A 16,057-nucleotide genomic window follows, 5' to 3' on the forward strand; every position below is an offset into this window, starting at 1 on the left:
GGCTTGGTTGGTCACCGCGCATCGCCGTCTTCCCTGTTTGCGGTTTCCTCGAGCGTGAAGCGGTTGATGAGGTGCTTGAGGTTGCGAGCTTGCTCGGCCAGTTCCTCGCCGATGACGGCGCTCTCCTCCGAGGCCGCAGAGTTCTCCTGTACCACGTCGGACAGGCTGTCCATGCTCTCCTGTATCTGGGATACGGCTTCCAGCTGCTGTGCGGATGCTCGCGCGATAGCGGACATCATCTCTTTGACGCCTTCCGTGGCGGCTACGGCGCTCTCCATGCTCGTCGAGGTCACCCTGATGAGCGCGCTGCCGTTTTCCACGCTCGAGGTGGCGCGCACGGCCAGCTCGTCGGCTGCGCGCGATGCCTCGCTTACCTGGGTGGCCAAGCGACGGATCTCCTCGGCCACGATGGAGAACCCGCGGCCGGCTTCGCCTGCGCGCGCCGCCTCTACCGAGGCGTTGAGGGCGAGGATGTTCGTCTGGAACGAGATGTCTTCAATGGTGTTCGCCAGTTGCGAGATGCTGCGGGTGCTCACTTTGATGTCGGCGATGACTTCCACGGCTCGGGATATCTGGTCGTTGCTGTGCTCGACGGCGGACAGTACGTCTGCCGTGTTCTCGTTGGCTATGAGCACGCTCTCGTTGTTCTCCTCCACCACCTGGGTGATGTCCTGCACGCTGGTGGCCAGCTCCTCAATGCTCATAGCCTGCTCGGCCGATCCCTGCGCGACCGTTTGCGAGCCGTCGGACATCTGGGACGACGAGCGCTCCACCTGCTCCACCGTTTCCTTCAACTGCTCGACCATCAGGCGCAGCGCCGCCACCGTCTTGTTCATGGACGCGGCGAGCGCCCCCAGCTCGTTGTTGGAGCTCGGGTTGACGTGCACCGAGAGGTCGCCCTCGGCCACGCGCTTCGCCATGCCCTCGATCTCTTCCACCGGCACGGCGATGGCATGGGAGATGCGGCGCCAGAGAACGACGACCAGTCCGATTGTGATAAGGCCGATCAGCACGATGATGGCCGAAGTTGCGATTTCCACATAGGTGGTTTCCTGGGAATAGTCGACCGCCTTCTGCTCGGCGGCGTCGACGATATCGTCGGCCAGGCCGAGGGTGGCATTCTTCTGGGGCAGGTAGCTCTGCTGGAAGAGCGTGTTGGCCTGGTCGATGTCGCCCGCACGTATCTCGTCCACCACCTTGTTGCGCACGGACAAGAGGCTCTCGCTTGCCATGGCGAACTGGTTGAGCACGTCCAGGTCCGTTTTGAAGTTCGTCGCGACGGCGTTGTACTCGGCCTCGCGCTCGATGGCCAGCTGCTCGATGTCGGCGATCAGTTGCTCCCTTTCCATGGGATCCTCCGAGACGAGGCACTGTTTGAGGTAGATCGATATCTGCTCGATGGTGTTGCGCAGCGATATGGCGCTCTTGGACACCTGATAGGGTTGCTCGTAGAATGCGGTGGTCATTGCCGAGTTCTGGTGGACACCGAAGATCGACACGCAGATGGAGACCGCGAACAGCGCGATGATGGTGACGTACGACATCATGAGGATGCGGCCGATGCTCGCGTTTTTGAAGGACTGCTTCATGAGATGATCGCTTCCGGTTGCTTTTGGTATACGGAGTCTTTTTGATAGGCGAACTTGGCTCGGCTGCGGATGATTTCCGAATGGCCGAGGATGAGGTAACCTGAAACGGCGAGGTGGCGGTGCAGGTTGTCGAGCACCTTCTCGCGCGTTTCCCTGTCGAAGTAGATGATGACGTTGCGGCACATGATGAGGTCGTAACGGCGTCGCAGCGCGTCGGGGTCGTTGAGATTCGCCTGGGCGAACGTCACGCGACGGCGTACGGGGCCGGTTACCGTGTAGTTGCCGTCGTTGTGCGTGAAGTAGGACGACAGCCAGCGTGGTGGAACTTTCTCCACGTGGGCAGGTTGGTAGGTTGCCCGACGCGCCTTCTCGATGGCTTTCCCGGAGATGTCGATGCCGGTTATGCGCACAGGGGGCAGGTTGCGTCCGCGGCCGTAGTCCTCCGCGATCATGGAGGTGGTGTAGCATTCCTCGCCGGTGGAGCAGCCCGCGCATAGGATGTTCCAGGTGCGGCGCGGTCGCGAGGCTTCCAGCTCGGGAAACGCCGTGGTGCGCAGGAAGTCGAACTGCCTGCTCTCGCGCAGGAAGTAGGTGTAGTGGGTCGTGACGAGGTCGATGAAGCGGGCGTTGACTTCGTTGTCGGTTCCCGCTTCCACTGCGTCGAGGTACGAGGAGAACGTGGAAAACCCAAAACGCTCCCGCTCGCGCGAGAGCCGGCAATCGAGCAGCACCCGTTTTGATCGCATGTTCAGTCCGATGGTGCAGGACAGGTACGTGCAAACTCGATCGAACTCTTTGTCGGTTAAGTGGTCCAAGTGCCATTCCGTTGGGTGGATACGTGCTCTTACAGCTTAGCATGCGATGTAAAGGGGTGCTAGGATTAACCAACGGCGATGGCGAAATAACGCCCGGAATACTGGAAAAGCCCGGTCACCCTGCAAGGTGGCCGGGCTGGGAGGATTGGATCAGAACGGGTAGGGATGCGGGGCGTGCTGAACGCTCGTCCAGTGGGTCCTCGTCATCTCCTCCAAGATCCAGCGGCCGTTGAAGCGGCCCAGGCCGGAGTTCTTCTCGCCGCCGAAGGGCACGTGCTGCTCGTCGGCCACGGTCATGTCGTTCACGTGCGTCATGCCCGCGTCGATCTTCAGGGCGAACGCGGTGGCGCGCTCCACGTCGCGACCGACGACGGCGGACGACAGGCCGTAGTCGCTCATGTTGGCGAACCGGAGCGCCTCGTCCTCGCCGTGCGCCACGATGATGGGCGCCAGCGGCCCGAAGCTCTCCTGCATCGCGATGTCCCAGGTGGGATCGACATCCCCGAACACGACGGGCGGCATGACCAGGCCTTCGGGCTCGCCGTCAAGCAGCACGCGGGCGCCCTGGTCCTTAGCGCGCTGCACCTTCCTCACCAAGCCCGCAAGCTGGGACTGGTTGATAATGGGGCCGATATCGGTGGCCGGGTCCAACGGGTCGCCGCACACGAGCTTGGACGCGCGGTCGACGAAGCGCTCGGTGAACTCGTCGGCCAGGCTCGCGTCCACGATGATGCGGTTCGTGCTCATGCAAATCTGCCCCTGGTGCAGGAAGCGGCCGATGATGGCAATGTCCACGGCCTGCTGCACGTCGGCGTCGTCCAGCACGACGAGCGGGCAGTTGCCTCCCAGTTCCAGCGCCACGCGCTTGAGCAGCTTGCCGCCGGCCGTCTTCGCGCCGATGCCGCGCCCCACGGCGGTGGAGCCGGTGAACGAGATGAGCTTCGGCACGGGATGCTCCACGAAGTAGTCGCCTATCTCGCTTCCGCGCCCGATGAGCACCGACAGCAGGCCCTCGGGCAGCCCCGCCTCCTCGTAGATCTTCGCCAACAGGATGCCGCCCGTGACGGGCGTGTCGCTGGCCGGCTTCAAAACGACGGCGTTTCCGCAGGCCAGTGCCGTGGCGACGGAGCGGTTGGACAGGTTCATGGGGAAGTTCCACGGGCTGATGACGCCCACCACGCCCAGCGGTTGGCGGTACACGCGGTTCTCCTTGCGCGGCGTGTCGGAGGGGAAGATATCGCCGTGCATGCGGTAGGGGAAGCTCGCGGCCTCCTCGGTAATGTTGCGCGCGGCGCCCACCTCGAACTCCGCCTTGGCGCGGATGCTGCCGGACTCGCGCTGGATCCAGCCGATCAGCTCGTCGTGGCGCGCGTCGAAGATGTCCACGGCGCGGCGCAGCACGGCGGCGCGCTCGGCGGGCAAGGCGGCGGCCCATTCGCGTTGGGCGCGCTCGGCGGCGGCGTAGGCCTCGTCCACGTCGGCGCGGTTCGCCAGCACGTGGGTGGAGAGTACCTCCTGGCTGTAGGGGTTCACGTCTTGGGCGGACTCGCCGCTCGCGCCGTCGCGCCAGGCTCCGGCTATGTAGAGCCGGTCGAGGCCATCGTAGGGCTGGGGGATTGCGGGGGACGATGCGTTCGGGGAAGGTGCCATGGCGTTCTCCTGTTCTCGGAGCGCGGCGGGATCGGGTTGTGCCGTCGCGCGCGGGCCAATCCGTTCAGTATAGGAGCCTGCGAGCAGGAGGCATCTATCTGCGGCGAACGGTTGATTGGCGGAAAACCGGTGATCACCGGTGAGAGAGGTTATGCTTGCGTGGTCGCAGGGCCTGGCGAGCGGGCCGTGACGGCGGGGTACGGCGTGCCGGCTGTTGCCGCAGGGGATTAGGGAGGGCGCGCGGGCACGCGGGCGAGCGCGATCGCGCGGCGAGCGGACATGCGGGGCTTGCAGCCCAGCGGCCCCCGTGCCCCACCGTTTCGGGCCGCCTGCGCGGCCGTGGTCGTGGTGGTTTGGCGGACGTGGCCGCTGGGCGGCGGACGCATGCTGGGCGCGCGGACCGAAGTGTGCGATTATGAAAGCACACAGCGGCGCAGCTGCGCGGACGACGCGGCGGAAAGGAGCGGACGGCATGGGATGCATGGGGAGCTTGGCCTGCACAGGGGACGGCCCGCTGCCGTTCATCGTGGCCGGCGTGGTGCTGGTGGCGGCGGCGGTGCTGGTGGTGGCGTTCGTGCTCATGCGGCGCAACCGCTAGCGGGGGCGGGGAGCAACCATGGACGGGAAGCTGGTCATCTGCCCCACACCGCTTGGGAACCTTGGCGACATGACCGAGCGCGCGCTGGCGGCGCTGCGCGCGGCCGACGTCGTGTGCGCCGAGGACACGCGCGTGACGGGGCGGTTGCTGGCGGCGTACGGCATAGAAAAGCGGCTGGAGCGTTTGGACGAGGCCCTGATCGGCGGGCGCGGCGCGGGCATCGTGCAGCGCGTGCTAGACGGCGAGACCGTCGCTTACTGCTCTGACGCGGGCATGCCCGGCGTGTCGGACCCGGGGCTGCGCCTCGTGCGCGCGGCCCGCGAGGCGGGCGCTGCCGTGGAGGTGCTGCCGGGTCCCACGGCCGCCGCGACGGCCTACGTGGCCAGTGGCTGCGACAATCCCCGCTTCTACTTCGGCGGCTTCTTCCCGCGCAAGGACGCCGAGAGGGCCGCGCTGCTGGACGGCCTGCGCGCGCTCGATGCGGCGCTCGTGTTCTACGAGAGCCCGAACCGCCTTGCCTCGGCGCTCGCCGCGCTGGCCGCCGCGCTGCCGCAGCGCGAGGCCGCCGTGTGCCGCGAGCTCACGAAGCTGCACGAGGAGGTGGTGCGCGGGCCGCTGCCCGATTTGCGCGACGAGTTCGCGGAACGAACGGGCGCGGGAGGGCGCGGCGTGAAGGGCGAGATCGTCATCGTGGTGGATGGCCCGAACGCCGCCGAGGGCGCGGCTGCCGCCGAGGGTGCCCAGCAGGCCGCCGCCGTGCGCGCCGCCGAGCTGAAGGCGGCAGGCGCCCGCAACAAGGACATCGCCCGCGCGCTGGCCGACGAGTTCGGCATCGCGCGCAACGCGGCGTATGACCTGGCTCTCAAGGCGTGAGCGGCATGGCAGGGCGCGGTGCGGGCCGCACGGGGGCGCAGGCTCCCGCGCGTTCGGGACGGGCGGCGGCCAAGCGCCGGGGTGCGACCGCGGCGCCGGCGCCGACGGTCCTTGTGGTGGACGGGCTGCCCGTGCGGCTCGCGCGCAAGCGCATCAAGAACGTGAACCTGCGCGTGAAGGCCGACGGCCAGGTGGAGGTATCGGCCCCGCTGCATGCCACCGACGCGTTCGTGGCGTCGTTCGTGCGCGAGAAGCGCCCCTGGATCGAGGCGAAGCGTGCCGAGATGGCCGCCTCGCCGCGGGCGGAGGCCGCGGCGGCATCGCCCGAGGAGGTGGCCGCATGGCGCGCCGTGGTGGAGGCATGCGTGCCGCCGCTCGTGGCCGCTTGGGAGCCCATCATGGGCGTGAGGGCGGGGCGGCTCGCCTACCGCAACATGACCAGCCGCTGGGGCAGCTGCCAGCCGGCTACCGGGCGCATCTGCATCAATGTCCGTCTGGCGCTCTACCCGCCCGAGTGCCTGGAGTACGTGGTGGTTCACGAGCTGTGTCACCTGCGGGAGCGCGGCCACGGCCAGCGTTTCAAGGATCTCATGGACACCTATATGCCCGATTGGCGCGAGCGCCGCGCGAAGCTGCGCTAGGCCCGCTGCGTGAACGAGAGCGCCCGTGCATCGACCGCCTGCATCCAGGCGATGTACGTGTCGGGGCAATGGGACGTGAACGCCAGCCCCAGGTCCACCTCCAGCAGCTCCCGCACGGCCGTGAAAATGCCGAAGGGGTTCAGCAGGCTCTCCAACGTGGGGAGGCTTTGCGAAGCCTGGGCGTCGAACGAGTCGAGCCGTTCCAGCGCGTCGGGGCTGTAGGAGTCCAGCAGTCCCGTGTTCGCCTGGTACGCCTGCTGCATGAGGGCGAGCGACGACGCGAAGCGGGTGCTGGCATAGCCCGGCAGCTCAACAGTGGTGCCGTAGCGCCCGTAGCCCCAGGCGGGGAGCGGCAGTTGCGGCACGAGGTCCGAGGGGTTCACGATGTTGAAGATGCCCGCGTACGCGTCGTCGCCCCGGTTTGCGGACTTCGTGGGGCACGGTGCGGCGAACGTGTAGGCGTAGATGGCGTCGGCCGACGCCAGGGCACCGGGTCCGTCCGCCCGGTCGATGAGGTCGGCAGCCAGCAGGTTGGCGATGGCACCGCCGCGGCTGTGGCCGGTCACGAGGATGCGCGTACGTGCCGGGTCTGCGCCGATTTCATCCAGGTAGCGCTCGAGCGCCTGCGCGACCTCCTGTTCGGCCGTCTTGAAACCGCGATGGTCGGCGTCGGGCGATGCCGCATCCGGCAGGTTGAAGTTGCTGACCCATTCCGCGCCGTAGCTTCCGCGTATGCCCACGAACACGAGGGTTTCAGGCGAGCTGCCCGTCACCGGGCTGCTTGAGGAGGAGCCGCCCGCAGCGGCGTCGCCGTGGCGGGCGGTCTCGATCCTGCGGTTGGCGAACGTGTAGGCGGCCACGTCGTGCGAGCCGTTGACAAGCGCGGCCAACTGGTCGAGCACGGCGCTGCGCAACTCGTAGGAATCGGTGCGCACCTGGGAGAACCCGAGCGCGCTCAGGGCCCGCTCGGCATAGGGGATGCGGTCGCCGCTGCCGGAATAGAAGTGCGATTCGGAGTTGCATACGGCGCTGAGCACCGCGCAGTTCGTGGCAATGCCGTGGTGGTAGCGGCGGGAATCGCCGGCGAACCAGGCGTCGTCCAGCTCGACGCTCGTGGACGTGCGGCCCGACGGGTTGCCCGGATCGTGCGCGGCCACGGCCTCGCTGCAGTAGTCCACCATGATCGGGCCGTCAGGCACGTCCGCCGCCGCGAAGGCCGGCATCTCCGCATGCGCGGCGGGCATCAGGCCCACGGCCCCGCCCACGAAGTAGGCTTGGACGACGAACAGGCCGACCAGCGCCAGCGCGGTGAGCGATGCGTTGATGACGGATGCGATAGGGCGGCGCGGCCTCGCCATGGGATTCCTTCGGACGGTCGGCTCGGGTACGTTCGAATCAGTATAGGAACGGGCACCCGGACGATACCTATTCGTTGACAAAGCGAAACAAAGCTGAAGCTTGCGTGCCGAAGGTGTGGAGGGCGGACAAGTACCGGACGGTGCGTTGCAGACGTCCCTCTGGCGGGAGGAGCATAGGGTGACATCGGACGGCGTCGGGAAGAGCTGGGCGAGCGTCGGGCGGGGACGAAGTCGAATGCGCGACGAAGGAGAAGCAGGGCGCACGCTTGATCGGCAAACCAGGTGCTCAGGCGGCCTCGGGCAGCGCGGCGGTCGCTTGGCGGCGCGCCTTGACGTACGCGTCGATGGCGTCGGCGGTCTGCCCCTGCTGCTCTTCGGCCGAGACCGTGGCCTTGCCGTCGCCTTCCTGGGGGCCGTAGGCGCCGAAGCCCGCGTGGTTGCCGCCGGCGATCTCGATCGTCCGCGCGTCCCCTGGCATGAGCGCGGCGCTGTCGGCGAGTTTCCCGCGGTTGAGCACCTGGTCCTCCGAGCCGTACACGACGAGGGCGCCCAGGTCGCTGGCGGAAAGGTCGCTCGCGGTGTACGCGCCCAGCAGCACGAGGCCCGCGAGTGCGCCGTCTTCGGCGTGGTCGGCCGCGTAATGAGCCGCCATGGAGCCGCCGAGCGAATGCCCGCCGACCCACCACTCGCTCACCTGGGGAAAAGCTGCACGCACCTCGTCGGCCGCATCGATGCCGAAGAATGCGAAGTTGAAGGGCATCTCAACGACCACAGCCAGGTAGCCGCGTTCGGCCAAATCGCGCATGAGCGGGGCGTATGCCGTGTACTCCACCTTCGCGCCCGGGTAAAACACCAGCCCCGTCTCGGCCGCAGGGTCGCCGAAGGCCACGTAGTGTGCTCCCTGCTCGACGGGAAGCTGCGCCGTGGACGCAAGGTTCTCGTGCCCGGCGTCCGCGTCGCGGTAGTAGTCGCTCGCATACACGAGGAACGCCGCCACCGCCAGCACCGCCGCTACGACGAGCGCCACGAGCACGATGGCCACCCGCCGCGGCCAACGTCGGCGCGGCGCGACGGCGCCGGCCGTCGAAGCCGCAGCCGCATTTCCCGCCGCGTCCGAGGCGCTGGATTCGGCGACGGCCTTTCGGCCCTCGAAGTTGTTCTCGTTGCGTTCCATGCCCCCGATGATAGCAGGTTCCCGCCGCAAGTGCTTCCCCGGCTCCCGCACTTGCCGTACCGTCGACGTTCCGCACCCCTTGCGTTCCTTCGTTTTGCCAAGTATACTTAGCACTATGACAAGAAAACTTGTCATAGTGCGCAAACGAATGCTTAGTTTGAAACATTTGAGCGATAAGACTAGATAGCTCGGGAGGTGCGGCATGGGCAAAGAGGAGATCCTGAAGAAGAGCCGCGAGGAATGGGGCATCGCCGTCGAGCGCAAGTGCCGTGACGACCACTCTGCCGCAACGGCGCTGCTCTTCTTCGTCGCCTTCGTGAGTGTGCTTCTGTTCGCGTGGGACTTCGCTCACGGCCTCGATATAAGCGGTTGGGGCTCCATCTTGCTTTCCTTCGGGGCTGCCGGAGGTTTCTTCGCATGGCGAACAACCAGGTTCGGCGGCTATTTGTTCTGCGCTGCGCTCACAGGTCTTGGAGCACTCTCGATGCTGGCGGCGCACATCATGGGCACGTGGTAAGGAGGCATGGTCATGGACAAGAACGAGATCTTGGAGAAGAACCGCGAGGACAACCGCGGGGCTGACGAGCGGTTCCGCATCCTGAACCAGCGTCAAAGCTCGGTCATGGTCGGCGCCATGCTTGTGGTGTGGGCAGCGCTGTTCCTGTGGGATTTCGCTCACGGGCAGGATACGAGCGCGCCTGCCGCCATCATGCTGTCAGGCGTTGCGGCCATGGGCTTCTTCCAGTTCTACCAGATGCGCATGAAACTCAGCCTCGTGTGCGGTTTGCTGGCAGCGTTCGGCGTCGTCTCGTTCGCAGCAAAGCACATCATGCTGACGATGTAGGCGCAGGTTGCTATGATAAAGCTGCCTTCCTTCGGAATAGAAAAGGTGCATGACAACGACGGCGAACTGGAGCTGCGCAATCGCCTGAAAGCGGCGCGCGCCGAAGCGGGGCTGTCCCAGACCGACCTCGCACGTCTCGTCGGCGTGTCGCGCCAAACCATCTCTTCCATCGAAACGGGCCTGTTCAACCCTACCGCCAAGCTGGCGCTCGTCCTGTGCATCGCGCTCGACAAGAAGTTCGAGGACCTGTTCTATTTCGATTAACCGCATCAATTGAGGTGATTATCCTGGACATCAACTCGCTTATCATGTAGAGTAATAACATCAATTGAGGTGATTTTAAGCGAGGATCGATGTCGGGCAAGGTAGCCGAAAGATGGAAGGTCGAAGCCGTGCTGGCCTTGGTGCGGGCTGTACCTTATGAACGATTCGTCATCGCCGGATTGGGGAACCCGCAAGGAAAAACGAGGCGGTTCATGCAGCTTGTCGGATTCAGCGGTCGGCAGGTTCATGAGACCGTTTGCGACTTGCGCGTTTCCAATTACTCAACCGGTCCTCTTCCTGACGATAAGGGACGTCCTCATGACGTGTGAGGTGTACGTTAAGCTGGCTGCTTTCTTCTCGTCGGGATGCGTGCAAGCGGTGTGCGTCTCGTTTCATGAAGCCGAGCGCCGATTGTCGTATCCGTACCGAAGGGAGGGTTCCGAACTTGTCTGAAACCGTGAGAACCGTCTGCGATGCCTGCTACAACGAGGTCGATGCCCCGGTGGTTGCGGTTTGCGAGACGATCGATGTCAGGGGCGTCTCCGTAACCGACGAGTTCTGGTATCCTATTTGCCCCTTGTGCGGCAACCGCATCGGTTATGCGGCAACCATGGATCGCAATTTCGAGAAGATGTATGCGGCCTACCGCGAGGCCCGGGACGTTCCCCGGCCCGACGAGATCGTGGCCTTGCGGCGGCGCTACGGGTTCTCGCAGCGCGTTTTCGCAGCTATCCTCGGCATCGGGGTGGCCAGCGTGCAGCGCTACGAGGGCGGCGCCCTTCCCTCGGAGTCGCATGCCGAGCTGCTCCGCCAGGCGCGCGACCCCCAGATACTGCGCGAGCGCCTGCGCGGCGGCGCCCCGCGCCTCGGCGAGCGGGACCGGGAGCGCGCGCTGCGGGCCGTCGAGCAGCAGGCGGCCAGCAGGATAGACTATGCCGTGGTGCGCCTCGACCTGCTGGATTGCCTGCCGCGCACGGCCTCGCCGGAAACGGGCTTGCGCGCCTTCGACGCCGACCGTCTGCGAGAGGCGGTGGTCTACCTCGCGGCGCACGTGGGGAACCTGTTCGTGACGAAGCTCAACAAGGTGTTGTTCTATCTGGACTTCTCGGCCTACCGCGACGAGGGCGCCGGCTTCACGGGGCTGCGCTACGCCCGTGCCGACTATGGCCCGGTCCCCGATCAGTACGACCTCGTCATGGCCGCGCTCGTGGACGGGGCGGCGCTTGCGTACCGCGAGCAGGGCGACGGGCGCGTTATCGTCGCGCGCCGAGGCGCCGACCTCTCCGCCTTCTCCCCCCAGGAAGTCGCCCGCCTCGACGCTGTGGCCGCCTTCGCGAACGGCTTCGCCACCACCGCGGAGCTGTCCGCGTACTCGCACGAGGAACGCGCCTGGCTCGAAACTCCCTCGGGGGAGGTGATCGGCTACGACCTCGCCCAATACCTGCGCCTGCCCGAACCGTTGCCCGCCGAAGGCGCCCGCGCATAGGGCGCTTCCGCCTCCTGGATTCGCCCGCAGGCGTTCCCGTTTCGTGTGCACGGGGCGAGATGCGGTTCTTCGCGCGGGGCCCTCGTGCTAGAATAACTGGACGATGCGGCATCATGAGTCGCACGCAGACCGAAGGAAGAGGAAAGCACCATGTCAAAGGGAACCTACTCGTTCACCACCCCCATCTACTACGTCAACGCGGCCCCGCACCTCGGCACGGCGTACACCACCATCGCCGCCGACACCGTGGCGCGCTACCAGCGCATGAACGGTTACGACGTCGCGTTCGTCACGGGCATGGACGAGCACGGCCAGAAGGTGGCCGACACGGCCGCCGCCAAGGGCATGACCCCGCAGGCCTGGTGCGACTCCATGGAGCCTGCGTTCCGCGAGGCGTGGGACCTGCTGGGCATCACGTACACCGACTTCGTGCGCACCACCGAGCCCCGTCACGCGAAGAGCGTGCAGAAGTTCTGGCAGGACCTCTACGACAAGGGCTGGTGCTACAAGGGCAGCTACGAGGGCTGGTACTGCGTGCACGAGGAGACGTACTACGCCGAGAGCGACCTCGAGAAGAACGAGGAGGGGCAGCTCGTGTGCCCCGACTGCAAGCGCCCCGTGCAGAAGGCGGGCGGCGAGGAGAACTGGTTCTTCAAGCTGTCCGAGTTCGGCGACAAGCTGCTCGCGTTCTACGAGGAGAACCCCGACTTCATCCGTCCCGAGACGCGCAAGAACGAGATCGTCTCGTTCGTGAAGAGCGGCCTGAAGGACCTCTCCATCAGCCGCTCCACGTTCGACTGGGGCGTGCCGCTGCCGTTCGACGAGGGGCACGTGGCCTACGTGTGGGCCGACGCGCTGCTGGCCTACCTCACCGGCATCGGCTACGGCGACGAGGGCGAGCGCGCCGGCGAGTTCGACCGCCGCTGGCCCATGCAGTACCACTTCGTGGGCAAGGACATCACGCGCTTCCACTGCGTCATCTGGCCGGCCATGCTCATGGCGGCCGGGATGCCCATCACCCACACGGTGTTCGGCCACGGCTTCTTGCTCACGAAGGGCGAGAAGATGTCCAAGTCGAAGGGCAACGGGCTCATGCCGGCCGACCTGTGCCGCGTGTTCGGCGTGGACGCGTACCGCTACTACTTCATGAGCGACGTGCAGTTCGGCGCCGACGGCTCCATCTCGCTCGAGCGCATGGTGCAGGTGTACAACGCCGATCTGGCGAACACCTGGGGCAACCTCTGCAGCCGCGTGTTCAACATGACGAAGAAGTACTTCGACGGGCAGGTGCCGGAGGTGCCGGCGTCCGCCGCGGCGCTCGTGGAGGCCAACCCGCTGCGCGAGATATCGGACGAGCTCTACGCCGAGTACGACCGCGCCCTCGGCGACGTGGACTTCACGGCTGCGGCCGCCGCGGTGCAGAAGCTCGCGGGCCGCGTGAACCTGTACGTGGAGGAGTCCGCCCCGTGGAACCTGGCGAAGAGCGAGGAGACCGCCGACCAGCTGGCGGCCGTCATCTACAACGCGCTGGAGGCCATCCGCATCATCGCGCTGTACCTGGCGCCGTTTATGCCGAACACGTCGGCCGAGGTCTTCCGCCGCCTGAGCCTGGGCGACGTCACCGCCGTGACCGACATCGAGGCGGCGACCGCTTGGGGCCAGCTGCCCGCCGGCAACGCGGTGGAGATTGGCGACCCCCTGTTCCCGCGCCTGGACATGGACGCCGTCGACCTGGACATGGAGTAGCCTTCCGTGGCCGACGAAACGCAAACTGACCCCGTGTTCTTCGATACGCTGTTCCACCGCAAGCGCAAGCACGGCAAGTGGGACACCGTCGACGCGCCCCAGCTGGAGGGCCTTGTGGCCGACACGCATGCGCACCTGCAGCTGTTGGACGACCCGGCGCTTGCCTTGGCGCGCTGTGCCGCGCACGGCGTCGGTTTCCTCTGCACCATAACCGATGTGTACGAGGACGGCCCCGTCACGTACGACCGCCTCGATGCCTGGAGGCACGAGGCGGCGGTCGACGTGGCCAAGCTCGTCCACCGCTGTTGAGGCGACCCTTGCCCGCGCGTGCCGCGGGTGCGCATCGCAACCGGCTGCCATCCCCATAACGCGAAGCACTACGACGACGCGCTGGAGGCCGTCCTGCGCGAACGGCTGGCCGACCCGCGCACGGCTGCGGTGGGGGAGATCGGCCTGGACTCCCACTACGATTTCTCGCCGCGCGACGACCAGCGCTCGGCGTTCCGCCGCCAGCTGCGCGTGGCGAAGGAGTGCGGCCTGCCCGTCATCCTGCATGTGCGCGAGGCTCACGACGAGGCGCTGGCCATCATGCGCGACGAGGGCTTCCCCGAGGCGGGAACGCTGCTGCACTGCTTCAACTTGGATTGGGACGTGCTCGAGCCATGGGTCGAGGCAGGTTGCTACGTGGCATTCGGCGGACCGCTCACGTTCAAGAAGGGCGACGACACCCGCGAGGCTGCCGCCCGTGTGCCGGCAGACCGCCTGCTCACCGAAACGGACGCGCCCTACATGACGCCCGAGCCCCTGCGCGGAACCGTCTGCGGGCCCGAGCACGTCATCTTCACGGCCGAGCGTCTGGCCGAAGTGCGCGGCTGCGCGCCCGGCGAGGAACGCGCGGCGCTGCTGCGCCGGCTTTTGGAGAACGCCCGGAGCCTGCTCGACCGCGAGCCGACGGCTTGGCAGCAGCAGGCCGCCCGCCAGTTCTACGCCAACGCCTTCGCAACGCTGGGCGGAGCGGCCCCGGCCGCCGCCGACGGACAATAAGGAGCTGCCCTATGAACCGCCTGATCATCGTAGGTTCGCCCCGCATCGACGGCCGGAGCGCGCACCTTGCCGACCTGCTGTTCGAGTCGTGCATCGACGAGTGCCCCGACGACGAGCTGGCGCTCGCACCGGTGTCGACGCTTGCCATTGAGCCCTGTCAGGGGTGCGATGCGTGCAAGGCGCTCGCCGCGCGCGCCGCAGGCGGCGAGGCGGCGGAGGACGGGCAGACGGACGAGGCGCCCCGCCGCTGCGTCATCGACGACGACATGGCGGAGGTGTACGAGCTGATCGACGCCGCCGACGAGCTGGTCGTGGTGTCGCCCGTGTACTTCGCCGGCGCCCCCGCCCAGCTGAAAGCCCTGCTCGACCGCCTGCAGCCCTACTTCTGGACCGACGAGCGCCATCGGGAGAAGCGTCCGGCCACGCTGCACGTGGTGGGCGAGGGCGGCGACCCGCACGGTTTCGAGCCGCTGGTCGGCGTGGTGCGCTCGTCGCTGTCGTGCGCCGGCTTCGCCCTCGAGCGCGTATTGGACTGGGTGGGCAGGATCGACGAGGAAGGCGAGATCACGGCCGAGGCCGTCGAGCATCCGCTGGCGCCCCTGCCAGGGCGTTCCGCATCCGCCCCCGCGGCGTCCACGCCGCTCGGCGATGCCGAATCGGCCGATGACGGCAAGGATTACGCCCCCGCCTCCGTATCCGACGCCCCGTCCCGTCCCGCGCTGCGCCTCTCGCCGGAAGGCAAATCCTCCCCAGCGGCCGGCAACCCGCCTGCGAAGAACGCCTCCCGCGGCAAGCAGCACGCCTCCGGCACCGCTTCGCAGGGCACGAAGCGCCCCAAGCAGGGATCGGGCAAGCAAGGCTCCCGCAAGCCAGCCGCCGGCAAGCAGGGCCCCGGCAAGCAGGCCGACCGCCCGAAGCAGGGCGGCAAGCGCCGTGGGTAAGCTATCGCCGCTCGCAAGCGCTTCCGCCACGCGCGCCGTGCTGGAGGCCCACGGCCTGACCGCGAAGTACTCGCTCGGGCAGAACTTCCTCGTGAACGACGCCATCCTGCAGAAGATCGTCGCGCTGGCCGAGGTTGCGCCCGTCGACACGGTGCTGGAGGTGGGCCCCGGCATCGGTACGCTCACCATGGCTCTCCTGCAGCATGCGGGCCGCGTGGTGTCCGTGGAGCGCGATCCCGACCTGCCCGCTGTGCTCGCCGAGACGCTCGCGCCCTGGGCCGACCGCTTCGCCCTCGTGCAGAAAGACGCCCTCGACTTGACCGTTGACGACCTGCGCGACGCGCTCGGTCGGCTCGACCCTCCCGAGACCGCCCCCGGCAAGCTCGTGGCCAACCTGCCCTACGCGGTGGCCGCCACCGTCGTGCTCGACTACTTCGAGCGGTTCCCCTCGCTGGGAAGCGCCACCGTCATGGTGCAGAAAGAGGTGGCCGACCGCATGGCCGCGGTTCCCGGCACCAAGAACTACGGCGCCTATACCGTGAAGCTGCGCCTGTACGCCGAGCCGGCCGGCCGTTTCGGCGTGGGCCCCGGCAACTTCTTCCCGCCGCCGCGCGTGGAGAGCGCCGTGCTGCGCCTGGATCGCCGTCCGCTCCACGGTGAGGACGGGGCCCCGCTCGCCGCATCCACGCTCAAGGCGGCAGCAACCATGGCCGATGCGGCCTTCGCGAATCGCCGCAAGACGCTCTCGAACTCCTGCAAAACCTACTTCGCCTCCCGGGGGGTGCAAGGGGCACGCATCGCCGCCGCCCTCCCGCAGCTCCTCGAGCAAGCTGCCGTCGATCCGAAAATTCGCGGAGAGGCATTGGCTTTGGAGGATTTCATTCGCTTGGGAACGGCGCTGGAGGCATTGGGCGCATAAGGGGCGCGGGAGACGTAGAAAGGCTCCCCGTGTGCCGAAGGCGCCTGAATGCCGAATGGAGCCGAAAAGGTCATAGCCGATTCAGCCGAAAATAGTTCCTGAACGGCCGGCCGTC

General features: G+C 67.0%; 17 protein-coding genes. 12 read left to right on the plus strand and 5 right to left on the minus strand.

Going from position 1 to position 16,057, the window contains the following annotated elements; translation table 11 throughout:
- Nucleotides 1–11 precede the first annotated feature (11 nt).
- From K9U15_RS03620 to K9U15_RS03630, 3 genes are all read right to left on the minus strand, one after another.
- Nucleotides 12–1,589 carry a methyl-accepting chemotaxis protein gene (locus K9U15_RS03620; protein ID WP_123674462.1) on the minus strand — a complete coding sequence of 526 codons (1,578 nt, stop codon included), beginning with the start codon at nucleotides 1,587–1,589 and terminating at the stop codon, nucleotides 12–14.
- On the minus strand, nucleotides 1,586–2,404 hold the full coding sequence (locus K9U15_RS03625) for a protein-glutamate O-methyltransferase CheR (protein ID WP_123674463.1): 819 nt from the start codon (nucleotides 2,402–2,404) through the stop codon (nucleotides 1,586–1,588). The genes K9U15_RS03620 and K9U15_RS03625 overlap by 4 nt, the downstream gene beginning before the upstream one ends.
- A 150-nt stretch (nucleotides 2,405–2,554) precedes the next feature.
- On the minus strand, nucleotides 2,555–4,054 hold the full coding sequence (locus K9U15_RS03630; RefSeq protein WP_301155619.1) for an aldehyde dehydrogenase family protein: 1,500 nt from the start codon (nucleotides 4,052–4,054) through the stop codon (nucleotides 2,555–2,557).
- 472 nt (nucleotides 4,055–4,526) lie between these two features.
- On the opposite strand from K9U15_RS03630, the gene K9U15_RS03635 reads away from it, so the two are divergent.
- From K9U15_RS03635 to K9U15_RS03645, 3 genes are read left to right on the plus strand one after another with little or no spacing between them, the layout of a single operon-like run.
- Nucleotides 4,527–4,652 carry a hypothetical protein gene (locus K9U15_RS03635; RefSeq protein WP_264465277.1) on the plus strand — a complete coding sequence of 42 codons (126 nt, stop codon included), beginning with the start codon at nucleotides 4,527–4,529 and terminating at the stop codon, nucleotides 4,650–4,652.
- A gap of 18 nt (nucleotides 4,653–4,670) precedes the next feature.
- Entirely contained in the window at nucleotides 4,671–5,525 is an 855-nt protein-coding gene (gene rsmI, locus K9U15_RS03640) for a 16S rRNA (cytidine(1402)-2'-O)-methyltransferase (RefSeq protein WP_123674465.1), read from the plus strand.
- Nucleotides 5,526–5,530: 5 nt separating this feature from the next.
- Nucleotides 5,531–6,166: a M48 family metallopeptidase gene (locus K9U15_RS03645; RefSeq protein WP_123674466.1), complete on the plus strand. Its 636-nt coding sequence runs from the start codon at nucleotides 5,531–5,533 to the stop codon at nucleotides 6,164–6,166.
- Here the strand turns inward: K9U15_RS03645 and K9U15_RS03650 are convergent.
- Nucleotides 6,163–7,524 (minus strand): lipase family protein, encoded by a 1,362-nt coding sequence (locus K9U15_RS03650; RefSeq protein ID WP_123674467.1) that lies wholly within the window; start codon nucleotides 7,522–7,524, stop codon nucleotides 6,163–6,165. The two genes, K9U15_RS03645 and K9U15_RS03650, sit on opposite strands and share 4 nt — an antisense overlap.
- A gap of 286 nt (nucleotides 7,525–7,810) precedes the next feature.
- Entirely contained in the window at nucleotides 7,811–8,698 is an 888-nt protein-coding gene (locus K9U15_RS03655) for an alpha/beta hydrolase (protein ID WP_301155620.1), read from the minus strand.
- Between the two features lie 202 nt (nucleotides 8,699–8,900).
- Here K9U15_RS03655 and K9U15_RS03660 point away from each other — a divergent pair, with 202 nt between their 5' ends.
- The 9 genes from K9U15_RS03660 to rsmA all read left to right on the plus strand — a co-directional run bounded on the left by K9U15_RS03660 (nucleotide 8,901) and on the right by rsmA (nucleotide 15,942).
- Entirely contained in the window at nucleotides 8,901–9,215 is a 315-nt protein-coding gene (locus K9U15_RS03660; RefSeq protein WP_301155621.1) for a DUF6442 family protein, read from the plus strand.
- Between the two features lie 12 nt (nucleotides 9,216–9,227).
- On the plus strand, nucleotides 9,228–9,542 hold the full coding sequence (locus tag K9U15_RS03665; RefSeq protein WP_301155622.1) for a DUF6442 family protein: 315 nt from the start codon (nucleotides 9,228–9,230) through the stop codon (nucleotides 9,540–9,542).
- 12 nt (nucleotides 9,543–9,554) lie between these two features.
- Nucleotides 9,555–9,806 (plus strand): helix-turn-helix transcriptional regulator, encoded by a 252-nt coding sequence (locus K9U15_RS03670; RefSeq protein ID WP_096227264.1) that lies wholly within the window; start codon nucleotides 9,555–9,557, stop codon nucleotides 9,804–9,806.
- 445 nt (nucleotides 9,807–10,251) lie between these two features.
- Complete coding sequence (locus tag K9U15_RS03675) at nucleotides 10,252–11,292, plus strand: type II TA system antitoxin MqsA family protein (protein ID WP_227115028.1); 1,041 nt, start codon at nucleotides 10,252–10,254, stop codon at nucleotides 11,290–11,292.
- 150 nt (nucleotides 11,293–11,442) lie between these two features.
- A complete protein-coding gene (gene metG, locus K9U15_RS03680) occupies nucleotides 11,443–13,038 on the plus strand; it encodes a methionine--tRNA ligase (protein WP_096227262.1) in 1,596 nt (531 codons plus the stop codon).
- A 6-nt stretch (nucleotides 13,039–13,044) separates the two neighbouring features.
- Nucleotides 13,045–13,347 (plus strand): nitrate ABC transporter substrate-binding protein, encoded by a 303-nt coding sequence (locus K9U15_RS03685; RefSeq protein WP_087192038.1) that lies wholly within the window; start codon nucleotides 13,045–13,047, stop codon nucleotides 13,345–13,347.
- An 18-nt stretch (nucleotides 13,348–13,365) separates the two neighbouring features.
- Nucleotides 13,366–14,082, plus strand: a complete 717-nt coding sequence (locus tag K9U15_RS03690) for a TatD family hydrolase (protein ID WP_096227261.1) — start codon at nucleotides 13,366–13,368, stop codon at nucleotides 14,080–14,082.
- Nucleotides 14,083–14,093: 11 nt separating this feature from the next.
- Complete coding sequence (locus tag K9U15_RS03695; RefSeq protein WP_096227260.1) at nucleotides 14,094–15,023, plus strand: flavodoxin family protein; 930 nt, start codon at nucleotides 14,094–14,096, stop codon at nucleotides 15,021–15,023.
- Nucleotides 15,016–15,942, plus strand: a complete 927-nt coding sequence (rsmA, locus tag K9U15_RS03700; protein WP_096227259.1) for a 16S rRNA (adenine(1518)-N(6)/adenine(1519)-N(6))-dimethyltransferase RsmA — start codon at nucleotides 15,016–15,018, stop codon at nucleotides 15,940–15,942. Before K9U15_RS03695 ends, rsmA begins: the two co-directional genes overlap by 8 nt.
- Nucleotides 15,943–16,057: the final 115 nt, after the last annotated feature.

The sequence above is a fragment of the Gordonibacter sp. RACS_AR68 genome, from assembly GCF_030418485.1.
GTDB classification, from domain to species: Bacteria; Actinomycetota; Coriobacteriia; order Coriobacteriales; family Eggerthellaceae; genus Gordonibacter; species Gordonibacter urolithinfaciens.